Consider the following 11955-nt stretch of genomic DNA (forward strand, 5'->3'; position numbering starts at 1 on the left):
AAAAACGTCCCGATTTCTATCGGGACGTTTTTATTTTTATGCTTGACCTGCAGGTCCAAAATTTAGCGGAATTGGAGGCTGCTCAGTGTCTTTTATTTCTCCATGAGAAACTTCAAAACGGTGAACATTTTCGGCCAATGCCTTTACTAATCTTTTAGCATGCTGTGGAGTCAAAACTATTCTTGATTTGACTTTAGCCTTTGGTGTACCTGGCATAATGCATACAAAATCTAAAACAAATTCCGATGCAGAATGATTAATTATCGCCAAATTAGAATAAATTCCTTCTGCAATAGTCTCGTCTAATTCTATATTGATTTGCCCTTGTTGTTGCTTTGATTCACTCATTTTTTTTATAGAGTTTATTAAAATTTGCCACTAAGTCACTTAACCAAATAAGGACTTAGTGGCAAAATTTTGTTTTTTTAATAAATATATTCTTCTCTATTCGCCATCATTTCGTTGTAATCTTCTTTAGAACCTACAATTGTATTGTCATATTCTCTCATACCTGTTCCAGCAGGGATTCGATGACCAACAATTACATTTTCTTTCAATCCTTCTAAGTAATCAATTTTACCTGCAACAGCAGCTTCATTTAATACTTTAGTAGTTTCTTGGAACGATGCTGCCGAGATAAACGATTTTGTTTGTAACGAAGCTCTAGTAATACCTTGTAAAACAGGAGTAGCAGTAGCTGTAATAACATCACGTGCCACAACCAAATTTTTATCGGTACGCTTCAACAATGAATTTTCATCACGTAATTCACGAGGAGAAATAATTTGACCTGGTTTCAATGTACTTGAATCTCCAGCATCTTCAACCACTTTCATACCATATAATTTATCGTTTTCAACAATAAAATCTTTGGTATGAATTAATTGCTCTTCTAGGAATAAAGTATCTCCTGGATCTTCAACTCTAACTTTACGCATCATTTGACGAATAACCACTTCGAAGTGTTTGTCATTTATTTTTACCCCTTGCAAACGATATACCTCTTGAATTTCGTTTACCAAATACTGTTGAACAGCTGCTGGCCCTTGAATTCTTAAAATATCCTCTGGAGTAATAGCTCCATCTGACAATGGCACACCTGCTCTAACGAAGTCATTTTCCTGAACTAAGATTTGACTTGATAATTTAACCAAGTATTTCTTAACCTCACCAAACTTAGATTCGATAACAATTTCACGGTTCCCTCTTTTAATTTTTCCAAAAGAAACAACACCATCAATTTCAGAAACAACTGCTGGGTTTGAAGGATTACGAGCTTCTAACAACTCTGTAATTCTTGGTAAACCTCCGGTAATATCTCCTGCTTTTGAAGAACGACGTGGTATTTTTACCAATACTTTACCTGCTTTAATTTTCTCACCGTTCTCCACCATCAAGTGGGCTCCAACTGGTAAATTATATGAACGAATTAGTTCATTGTCTTTACCGTAAACCAATAAAGTTGGAATTAATTTTTTAGTTCTAGATTCAGAAATTACTTTTTCTTGAAAACCAGTTTGCTCATCAATCTCTACTTGGTAGGATTGTCCTTGCTCTAAATCTTCATAAGCAATTTTACCTGTAAATTCAGATACAATTACTCCATTATAAGGATCCCATTTACAAATTACTGTTCCTTTAGAAACTACGTCTCCGTCTTTTACAAAAATACTTGAACCGTATGGGATATTATGAGTATTCAGAATAATTCCTGTTTTTACATCAACCAATTTCAATTCCGTAGAACGAGAAACTACAATATCAACAGCATTACCATCATTATCTTCTCCTTTAACGGTTTTTAAATCTTCTATTTCTAATTTACCATCAAAACGAGTTATAATGCTAGATTCTTCAGAAATTCCACCCGCAACCCCACCTACGTGGAACGTACGTAATGTTAACTGAGTTCCTGGCTCTCCAATGGATTGAGCGGCAATAACACCAACTGCTTCTCCTCTTTGAGTCATTTTTCCAGTAGCTAAATTTCTACCGTAACATTTTGCACAAATTCCTTTTAACGCTTCACAGGTTAATGGTGAACGTACTTCCACTTTCTCGATAGGAGAAGCCTCAATAGTTTTCATTATAGCCTCTGTAATTTGTTGTCCAGAATGAACAAGGATTTCAGAAGTTAAAGGATTGATAAGGTCTTGTAATGCTACACGTCCTAAAATTCTTTCTCCTAAAGTTTCGACAATTTCTTCATTTTTCTTCAATGCAGATACTTCAATTCCTCTTAAAGTTCCACAATCCTCGATGTTTACAATAACGTCTTGGGAAACGTCATGCAATCTTCTGGTTAAGTATCCAGCATCAGCCGTTTTTAATGCGGTATCTGCAAGACCTTTACGAGCACCGTGAGTAGAAATAAAGTACTCAAGGATAGAAAGACCTTCTTTAAAGTTAGAAAGAATTGGGTTTTCAATAATTTCACCACCACCAGCATTCGATTTTTTAGGCTTAGCCATCAATCCACGCATACCAGTTAACTGACGAATTTGTTCTTTAGAACCCCTTGCTCCAGAGTCAAGCATCATATACACCGAGTTGAAACCTTGTTGGTCTTCTCTAATGTTTTTCATTGCTGTTTCTGTAAGCTGCGCATTTGTTGAAGTCCACACATCAATAACTTGGTTATAACGTTCGTTATTGGTGATAAGACCCATATTATAATTTGCCGAAATACCTTCAACTTGTGCTCTGGCATCTGCAATTAATTTTGGTTTTTCATCTGGGATTCTAATATCTCCTAATGAGAATGACAATCCACCTTTGAAGGCAAATTTGTATCCCATATCCTTCATGTTGTCTAAGAAGGCAGCTGTTGTAGGCACATTAGTCACGCTTAAAACGTGTCCAATAATGTCTCTTAAGTTTTTCTTAGTCAATACATCATTGATATATCCTGCTGCTTCTGGAACCACTTCATTAAATAAAACTCTTCCAGCTGTAGTTTGTATAATTTTATAAACTAATTCACCATCTTCATTAAAATCTTTAGCTCTAATTTTTACTCGAGCATTCAATTCTAATCTTCCTTCATTTAAGGCAATATTTGTTTCTTCAGCAGAATAGAAAGTTAAACCTTCTCCTAAAATTTTCATTTCTGGAGTTGACAAACGCTCTTTGGTCATATAATAAAGACCTAAAACCATGTCTTGAGAAGGTACCGTAATTGGCGCGCCATTCGCAGGATTCAAAATATTATGAGAAGCCAACATTAATAATTGTGCTTCCAAAATAGCCTCTGGTCCTAACGGCAAGTGAACTGCCATTTGATCCCCATCAAAATCCGCATTAAATGCAGTACAAACTAGAGGATGCAATTGGATTGCTTTTCCTTCAATCAATTTTGGTTGGAATGCTTGAATACCTAATCTGTGCAAAGTAGGAGCACGATTCAGCAAGATTGGGTGACCTTTGATAACATTCTCAAGGATATCCCAAACTACAGGCTCTTTTTTGTCTATTATTTTTTTAGCTGATTTAACCGTTTTTACAATTCCTCTTTCTATCAATTTACGGATAACGAAAGGTTTGTATAATTCGGCTGCCATATCTTTAGGAATACCACATTCGAATAGTTTCAATTCAGGTCCAACAACAATTACCGAACGAGCAGAATAATCCACACGTTTTCCTAGTAAGTTTTGACGGAAACGACCTTGTTTTCCTTTAAGGGAATCCGAAAGTGATTTCAAAGGACGGTTTGATTCTGTTTTAACTGCAGAAGCTTTTCTTGTGTTATCAAAAAGTGAATCTACCGATTCCTGCAACATACGTTTTTCGTTTCTTAAGATCACTTCAGGAGCTTTAATCTCCATCAATCTTTTCAAACGGTTGTTACGTATAATTACACGACGGTATAAATCATTTAAATCTGAAGTTGCAAAACGACCCCCATCAAGTGGCACAAGTGGACGTAATTCTGGTGGGATAACAGGCACCACTTTCATGATCATCCACTCAGGGCGATTCTCACGGTTCAAGTTAGACTCGCGGAAAGACTCAACAACTTGTAATCTTTTTAAGGCTTCTGTTTTACGTTGTTTAGACGTTTCGTTATTAGCACTGTGACGCAATTGATAAGACAGTTCATCTAAATCAATACGAGCTAATAAGTCCATAATACACTCAGCTCCCATTTTAGCAACAAATTTATTTGGATCAAAATCATCCAAATATTGATTGTCTTGTGGAAGTGCGTCTAAAATATTTAAATATTCTTCTTCAGTTAAAAAGTCTAATCTTTGAACAGACTCTCCTTCCGGAGTTTTAGCAATACCTGCCTGAATTACTACGTATCTTTCGTAGTAAATAATCATATCTAATTTCTTAGAAGGTAAACCAAGAATGTATCCAATTTTGTTAGGAAGCGATCTAAAATACCAAATATGAGCAATAGGCACAACTAAATTGATGTGTCCTACTCTATCACGACGTACTTTTTTCTCCGTAACTTCGACACCACAACGGTCACAAATGATTCCTTTGTAGCGAATTCGTTTATACTTTCCACAAGCACATTCAAAATCTTTTACTGGTCCGAAAATTCGTTCGCAAAAAAGACCGTCACGCTCTGGTTTGTGGGTTCTATAATTGATTGTTTCTGGCTTTAACACTTCACCTCTTGACTCTGCCAAGATAGATTCAGGTGAGGCTAGTCCAATCGAGATTTTATCAAATTTTTTGATTGGATTTTTATCTCTGTTGTTATTGTTATTTCTATTATTCATCATAGTTTAAAACTTGAATTGATAATTGATAATGGATAATTAACAATTGACAAGCAGTATGCTTATCAATTGTTAATTGTTAATTGTTTTATTCTTCTAAACGAATGTCTAATCCAAGACCTTTCAATTCATGCATCAATACATTGAATGATTCTGGCAATCCTGGTTCTGGCATAGACTCTCCCTTAACAATAGCTTCGTACGTTTTAGCTCTTCCAATCACGTCATCCGATTTAACAGTTAAGATTTCTCTTAATGTGCTAGATGCTCCGTATGCTTCAAGTGCCCAAACCTCCATCTCTCCGAAACGTTGCCCTCCAAATTGCGCTTTACCACCTAATGGTTGTTGCGTAATTAAAGAGTACGGTCCGATAGAACGTGCGTGCATTTTGTCGTCTACCATGTGTCCTAACTTTAACATATAGATTACTCCAACTGTTGCTGCTTGGTGGAAACGTTCTCCTGTTCCTCCATCATACAAATACGTATGTCCGAATCTAGGAATTTCAGCTTCATCAGTTAATTCATTGATTTGATCTAGAGTTGCACCATCAAAAATTGGAGTTGCATATTTGCGTCCTAATTTTTGTCCAGCCCAACCTAAAACCGTTTCATAAATTTGACCGATGTTCATACGTGAAGGTACTCCTAGTGGATTCAATACAATATCAACTGGCGTACCGTCTTCAAGGAAAGGCATATCTTCATGACGAACAATACGAGCAACAATACCTTTGTTACCATGACGTCCTGCCATTTTATCCCCAACTTTAAGTTTACGTTTTTTAGCTATGTATACTTTTGCTAATTTCAATATTCCTGCTGGTAATTCATCTCCAACTGTAATGGTAAATTTCTCTCTTCTTAATGCTCCTTGTAAATCGTTCAATTTAATTTTATAGTTATGAATTAAATCATTAACCATTTTATTGGTAGCATCATCAGCTACCCATTGACCTTTACTTAAGTGAGCAAAATCTTCTACAGCATAAAGCATTTTTTGAGTGTATTTTTTACCTTTTGGCAATACTTCTTCACCCAAATCATTCATTACACCTTGAGAGGTTTTTCCGTTTACGATTAAGAATAATTTCTCAACTAATTTGTCCTTTAAATCAACAAACTTAGTCTCGAACTCCATTTCTAAAGCGCCTAAAGCATCTTTATCTTGAGTACGTTTACGTTTATCCTTAACTGCTCTTGCGAACAATTTTTTATCCAAAACAACACCATGTAGAGAAGGAGAAGCTTTTAATGAAGCATCCTTAACATCACCCGCTTTATCTCCGAAGATTGCACGAAGTAATTTTTCTTCTGGAGTAGGATCTGATTCCCCTTTTGGAGTAATTTTTCCGATTAGAATATCGCCAGGTTTAACTTCAGCTCCAATTCTAATCATACCATTTTCATCTAAATCTTTAGTAGCTTCTTCAGAAACGTTTGGAATATCATTTGTTAATTCTTCATTACCTAATTTAGTATCTCTTACTTCCAATGAATAATCATCAACATGGATAGAGGTAAAAATATCGTCACGAACTACTTTTTCAGAAATAACAATCGCATCCTCGAAGTTGTAGCCTTTCCATGGCATAAACGCTACTTTTAGGTTACGACCTAAAGCTAATTCTCCATTTTGAGTAGCATATCCTTCAGATAATACTTGTCCAAGAGCCACTCTGTCACCTTTTCTAACGATAGGTTTCAAGTTGATACTTGTAGACTGATTGGTTTTTCTAAATTTAATTAGATTGTATGTTTTTTCATCAGCTTCAAAACTTACCATTCTTTCTTCCTCAGAACGGTCGTATTTAATAGTAATGATATTAGCATCTACATATTCAACAATTCCAGGACCTTCAGCATTTATCAAAACTCTAGAATCTGAAGCTACTTGACGCTCTAAACCTGTTCCAACGATAGGTGCTTCTGGACGTAACAATGGTACAGCCTGACGCATCATGTTAGATCCCATCAACGCTCTATTCGCATCGTCATGTTCCAAGAAAGGAATTAATGAAGCTGAAATAGAAGCAATTTGGTTTGGCGCAACATCAGTATAATGCACTTTTGCAGGATCAATAACCGGGAAATCTCCCTCTTGACGAGCAATTACATTTTCAGCAGTAATTTTACCTGTAGCATCCATTTCGATGTTTGCTTGAGCAATTAACTGTCCTTCTTCTTCTTCAGCACTTAAATATATAGGAGTAGCATTTAAATCTACAACACCATTAGTTACTTTACGATACGGTGTTTCTATGAAACCCATTCCGTTTACTTTAGCATAAACACCTAAAGACGAAATCAATCCAATGTTTGGTCCCTCAGGAGTTTCAATAGGACAAAGTCTTCCATAGTGTGTATAGTGAACGTCACGCACTTCAAATCCTGCTCTTTCTCTTGAAAGTCCTCCTGGTCCAAGGGCAGATAATCTTCTTTTGTGAGTAATCTCAGCTAATGGATTCGTTTGATCCATAAATTGAGACAACTGGTTGGTACCAAAGAAAGAGTTGATTACCGATGATAATGTTTTGGCATTAATCAAATCGATTGGTGTAAACACCTCGTTATCTCTAACGTTCATTCGCTCTCTAATAGTTCTAGCCATACGGGCTAAACCAACGCCAAATTGTTGTGACAATTGTTCACCAACAGTTCTAACACGACGGTTAGATAAGTGATCAATATCATCAATCTCAGCTTTAGAGTTGATTAATTCGATCAAATATTTAACGATGGTAATAATGTCTTCTTTGGTAAGCACTTGCTTTTCCATAGGAGTATCAAGACCCAGTTTTTTGTTTATTCTATAACGACCTACTTCACCTAAATTGTAACGTTGATCCGAGAAGAATAATTTATCTATAATACCACGAGCCGTTTCTTCATCAGGTGGTTCTGCGTTACGCAATTGTCTGTAAATGTGCTCAACAGCTTCTTTTTCAGAGTTTGTGGGGTCTTTTTGTAACGTGTTGTGAATAATAGAATAATCGGTTTGATTATTACTTTCTTTATGCAACAAAATAGATTTAACGTTGGATTCTATAATTTCTTCTACATTGTCTTTGTCAAGAATCGTATCTCTATCTAAAATTATTTCGTTACGTTCGATAGAAACTACTTCTCCAGTATCTTCATCTACGAAATCTTCATGCCATGTATTTAATACACGTGCAGCTAATTTTCTACCGATATATTTTTTAAGTCCTGTTTTAGAAACTTTAATTTCTTCAGCAAGGTCGAAAATCTCCAGGATATCCTTATCTCTTTCGAAACCTATGGCACGGAATAAAGTTGTAACAGGTAATTTTTTCTTTCTATCGATGTAAGCGTACATTACGCTATTGATATCTGTTGAAAATTCAATCCAAGAGCCTTTAAAAGGAATTACTCTTGCAGAATATAATTTGGTTCCATTTGCATGGTAAGATTGTCCAAAGAAAACACCTGGTGATCTGTGCAATTGAGAAACAACTACTCGTTCAGCACCATTGATAACAAATGTACCGCTCGGTGTCATGTAAGGAATTGTCCCAAGATATACATCTTGAACAATAGTTTCAAAATCTTCGTGTTCAGGATCGGTACAATACAGTTTTAATCTTGCTTTTAAGGGCACACTGTATGTTAAACCTCTTTCGATACACTCTTGAATGGTGTAACGTGGTGGATCAACAAAGTAATCAAGAAATTCCAATACAAAGTTATTTCTAGTATCTGTAATTGGAAAGTTTTCCATGAAGGTGTTATACAACCCTTCGTCGCCTCTTTCGTCAGATTTCGTTTCCAATTGGAAAAAATCTTTAAACGATTTAACCTGAACGTCTAGAAAATCTGGATAGTCAGGAATGTTTTTAGTTGAGGCAAAATTCAATCTTTCAGTCTGATTTGTTATCATCAATGGACAAAATTTTGATTAAAAAAAAGTAATTTTTGTGTAAAACACAGTTTAACTAATACTTTATTTTTAATCAATACCTCTTTAAAAATAATGTTAGAGCAAGCTCATTACTACTACTTTTTTTCATCGTATTGATTTAAAAACACTTATGTATTTTAAACTAATTTATAATAAAATCTTCTATATTTTTATTATACGAAAAATGGTTTAGGTCTTTGAATGCGTATTCAAGACCTAAACCGAGTTCCTAAAACTGGTTAAAACTATTTAAGTTCAACTACAGCTCCAGCTTCTTCTAAAGATTTTTTAAGACCTTCAGCCTCATCTTTAGTAACGCCTTCTTTGATGTTTGATGGAGCAGCATCAACTAAATCTTTAGATTCTTTAAGACCTAAACCAGTTAATTCTTTTACTGCTTTTACTACAGCTAATTTAGAAGCACCGGCTTCTTTCAATACTACAGTAAATTCTGTTTGCTCTTCTGCAACAGCAGCATCTCCTCCACCTGAAACCACTACAGCAGCAGCAGCTGGTTCGATACCATACTCATCTTTTAATATTGTTGCTAAATCATTAACTTCTTTTACTGTTAAGTTAACTAATTGTTCTGCGAATTGTTTCAAATCTGCCATTTTTTCTATCGTTTTAAAATGATTTGTAAAAATATAATTTATTAATGTGCGCGTTTTTATACGCCTAATCCAAACTAAATATTAGCTCTAATTAAGCAACCTCTTCTTCTTTGAATTGGTTTAAAAGAGCTGAAATAACTCTTTGAGCTGGAGATTGAAGTAATCCTATGATTTCTCCAATAACTTCCTCTTTAGATTTAAGTGATGCTAATGAATCTAATAAGTTATCTCCGATGTAAATTTCAGAATTGATATAAGCACCTTTTAGAATAGGTTTCGCTGATTTTTTACGAAAATCCTTCATGATTTTTGCAGGAGCATTTGCTACATCTGCAAGAAAAATAGAAGTATTACCTTTTAATGTTTCAGGTAATTCACCGTAATTATTTTCAGAAGCTTCCATTGCTTTTGCAAGCAAGGTGTTTTTAACAACCTCTAATTTTATGCCTGCTTTAAAACAAGCTCTTCTTAAGTTTGAAGTAGTTTCTGCGTTTAGTCCAGAAATATCTGCTAAATAAACAATATTTGAACCGGCTAACTGTGCAGTTAAATCTTCAATCGCGATTGATTTTTCTTCTCTAGTCATACTAAAAATTTTTAACTACCAATTATACTGCTTTAGGATCCAATGCAATTGCAGGACTCATTGTGCTAGTAAGGTAAATACTTTTGATGTAAGTTCCTTTAGCCGCAGTTGGTTTAAGTTTGATTAATGTTTGAATAATTTCGTGAGCGTTATCTACAATTTTATCAGCATCAAAAGAAATTCTTCCGATTCCTGCATGTACGATACCAGTTTTATCAACTTTAAAGTCAATTTTACCCGCTTTCACTTCTTGAACAGCTTTTGCAACATCCATAGTTACCGTACCTGTTTTAGGGTTTGGCATTAAACCTCTAGGTCCTAAAATACGACCTAATGGACCTAATTTTCCCATAACTGCAGGCATAGTAATGATTACATCAACATCTGTCCAACCGTCTTTAATTTTTTGTAAATAGTCATCTAGACCTACATAGTCAGCTCCAGCCGCTTTAGCTTCCGCTTCCTTGTCTGGAGTAACCAATGCAAGTACTCTTACATCTTTACCTGTTCCGTGAGGCAATGTTACAACCCCTCTTACCATTTGATTTGCTTTTCTTGGGTCTACACCTAAACGAACAGCGATATCTACTGATTCATCAAATTTCGCAGAAGCAACTACTTTAATTAATGCAGATGCATCTTTTAAAGAATATAGTTTGTTCTTTTCAATTTTAGAAGCAGCTTCTTTTTGTTTTTTTGTCAATTTTGCCATGTCTTACGCTTGTTTTAGAGGAGATTCTCCTGATATTGTTATACCCATAGACCTAGCAGTTCCTGCGATCATGCTCATAGCAGCTTCGACAGTGAATGCATTTAAATCAACCATTTTGTCCTCTGCGATGGTTCTAATCACTTCCCAAGTAACGCTAGCTACTTTTTTACGATTAGGTTCTCCTGAACCTGATTTCAGCTTTGCAGCATCCATTAATTGAATAGCAGCAGGTGGAGTTTTCACGACAAAATCGAAAGATTTGTCCTTATACACTGTTATTTGCACTGGGCAAACTTTGCCGGCTTTATCTTGGGTTCTCGCATTAAATTGCTTACAGAACTCCATGATATTAACACCAGCAGCACCTAAAGCAGGTCCAACCGGTGGCGATGGGTTCGCTGCACCTCCCTTAACTTGTAGTTTAACTACTTTACTAATCTCTTTAGCCATTTTTTTAAAAATTTAACACATCTTCATTGGAAGCGATAGATGTGGTTTATTATAGTGTAACAAATATTATACTTTTTCAACTTGCATAAAACCAAGTTCTAATGGAGTCTTTCTTCCGAAAATTTTAACCATTACTTCTAGTTTACGCTTTTCATCATTAATTTTCTCAACTGTTCCGTTGAAACCGTTGAAAGGACCATCAATTACTTTGATGGTTTCACCTATATTGAATGGAATAGCATGAGAGTCTGTTTTTACAGCCAATTCATCTACTTTTCCTAACATTCTATTTACTTCAGACAATCGCAAAGGAACTGGATCTCCACTCTTAGTTTCACCTAAAAAACCAATAACACTAGTTATAGATTTAATAATATGCGGAATTTCACCGGCTAGATTAGCTTCTATCATTACATAGCCAGGAAAGTATACTTTGTCTTTAGTGATTTTTTTTCCATCACGAACTTGAACTACTTTCTCAGTAGGCACAAGTACCTGAGAAATATAATCTACCATTCCAAGTCGATTGATTTCGGTTTCGATATAAGCTTTCACTTTATTCTCTTGACCGCTCACGACTCTTACAACATACCATTTTTTTAGATTAGTCTCTGTCATTGCAAAAAAATTAAGCTTTTATCCAATTAAAAAAACCAGCTAATGATTTTGCAAAAACTTCATCTACTCCCCAAGTTGCCAAAGCGAATAATACTGAAAAAACAGCAACAACAATCGTTAAACGCTGTACTTCAGCCCATTCTGGCCAAGTAGTGTTTGATTTTAATTCCTCGAATGCTTCTGATATATAATTAACAACTTTCATTATCTATTTGTTTTTTGCACGGGCGGAGGGATTCGAACCCCCATCAACGGTTTTGGAGACCGCTATTCTACCCTTGAACTACGCCCGTTCGTGTTAAAAGCCAGTGTTG

9 protein-coding genes and 1 tRNA gene are annotated in these 11955 nt (G+C 35.4%); all 10 read right to left on the reverse strand.

The genetic code is table 11. The features are described from left to right. Positions 1 to 36: 36 nt before the first annotated feature. Positions 37 to 348, reverse strand: a complete 312-nt coding sequence (locus tag F6464_RS04200) for a DUF3467 domain-containing protein (protein ID WP_151106560.1) — start codon at positions 346 to 348, stop codon at positions 37 to 39. Positions 349 to 425: 77 nt separating this feature from the next. After that, the gene (gene rpoC / locus F6464_RS04205; RefSeq protein ID WP_151106561.1) at positions 426 to 4742 is read right to left on the reverse strand and encodes a DNA-directed RNA polymerase subunit beta'; all 4317 of its coding nucleotides are present in this window, start codon (positions 4740 to 4742) and stop codon (positions 426 to 428) included. Positions 4743 to 4827: 85 nt separating this feature from the next. Then, a complete protein-coding gene (gene rpoB / locus F6464_RS04210; RefSeq protein WP_151106562.1) occupies positions 4828 to 8640 on the reverse strand; it encodes a DNA-directed RNA polymerase subunit beta in 3813 nt (1270 codons plus the stop codon). Positions 8641 to 8906: 266 nt separating this feature from the next. Next, positions 8907 to 9275, reverse strand: a complete 369-nt coding sequence (rplL, locus tag F6464_RS04215) for a 50S ribosomal protein L7/L12 (RefSeq protein WP_151106563.1) — start codon at positions 9273 to 9275, stop codon at positions 8907 to 8909. Positions 9276 to 9366: 91 nt separating this feature from the next. Continuing rightward, positions 9367 to 9861: a 50S ribosomal protein L10 gene (rplJ, locus tag F6464_RS04220; protein WP_151106564.1), complete on the reverse strand. Its 495-nt coding sequence runs from the start codon at positions 9859 to 9861 to the stop codon at positions 9367 to 9369. 22 nt (positions 9862 to 9883) lie between these two features. Further along, a complete protein-coding gene (gene rplA / locus F6464_RS04225; protein ID WP_151106565.1) occupies positions 9884 to 10573 on the reverse strand; it encodes a 50S ribosomal protein L1 in 690 nt (229 codons plus the stop codon). A 3-nt stretch (positions 10574 to 10576) separates the two neighbouring features. Beyond that, positions 10577 to 11023, reverse strand: coding sequence for a 50S ribosomal protein L11 (gene rplK / locus F6464_RS04230; RefSeq protein WP_151106566.1), 447 nt, complete (start codon positions 11021 to 11023; stop codon positions 10577 to 10579). Between the two features lie 66 nt (positions 11024 to 11089). Continuing rightward, positions 11090 to 11641, reverse strand: coding sequence for a transcription termination/antitermination protein NusG (gene nusG / locus F6464_RS04235; protein WP_151106567.1), 552 nt, complete (start codon positions 11639 to 11641; stop codon positions 11090 to 11092). Between the two features lie 10 nt (positions 11642 to 11651). Then, positions 11652 to 11849: a preprotein translocase subunit SecE gene (gene secE / locus F6464_RS04240; RefSeq protein ID WP_151106568.1), complete on the reverse strand. Its 198-nt coding sequence runs from the start codon at positions 11847 to 11849 to the stop codon at positions 11652 to 11654. Between the two features lie 14 nt (positions 11850 to 11863). Continuing rightward, positions 11864 to 11934, reverse strand: a tRNA-Trp gene (locus F6464_RS04245). Positions 11935 to 11955: the final 21 nt, after the last annotated feature.

This window comes from Flavobacterium luteum (genome assembly GCF_008806775.1).
Lineage (GTDB): Bacteria > Bacteroidota > Bacteroidia > Flavobacteriales > Flavobacteriaceae > Flavobacterium > Flavobacterium luteum.

Bases quoted from the DNA above. Each gene is read 5' to 3' on its own strand.
- F6464_RS04200 (WP_151106560.1), bottom strand. From the start codon at position 348: ATGAGTGAATCAAAGCAACAACAAGGGCAAATCAATATAGAATTAGAC.
- rpoC (WP_151106561.1), bottom strand. From the start codon at position 4,742: ATGATGAATAATAGAAATAACAATAACAACAGAGATAAAAATCCAATC.
- rpoB (WP_151106562.1), bottom strand. From the start codon at position 8,640: ATGATAACAAATCAGACTGAAAGATTGAATTTTGCCTCAACTAAAAAC.
- rplL (WP_151106563.1), bottom strand. From the start codon at position 9,275: ATGGCAGATTTGAAACAATTCGCAGAACAATTAGTTAACTTAACAGTA.
- rplJ (WP_151106564.1), bottom strand. From the start codon at position 9,861: ATGACTAGAGAAGAAAAATCAATCGCGATTGAAGATTTAACTGCACAG.
- rplA (WP_151106565.1), bottom strand. From the start codon at position 10,573: ATGGCAAAATTGACAAAAAAACAAAAAGAAGCTGCTTCTAAAATTGAA.
- rplK (WP_151106566.1), bottom strand. From the start codon at position 11,023: ATGGCTAAAGAGATTAGTAAAGTAGTTAAACTACAAGTTAAGGGAGGT.
- nusG (WP_151106567.1), bottom strand. From the start codon at position 11,641: ATGACAGAGACTAATCTAAAAAAATGGTATGTTGTAAGAGTCGTGAGC.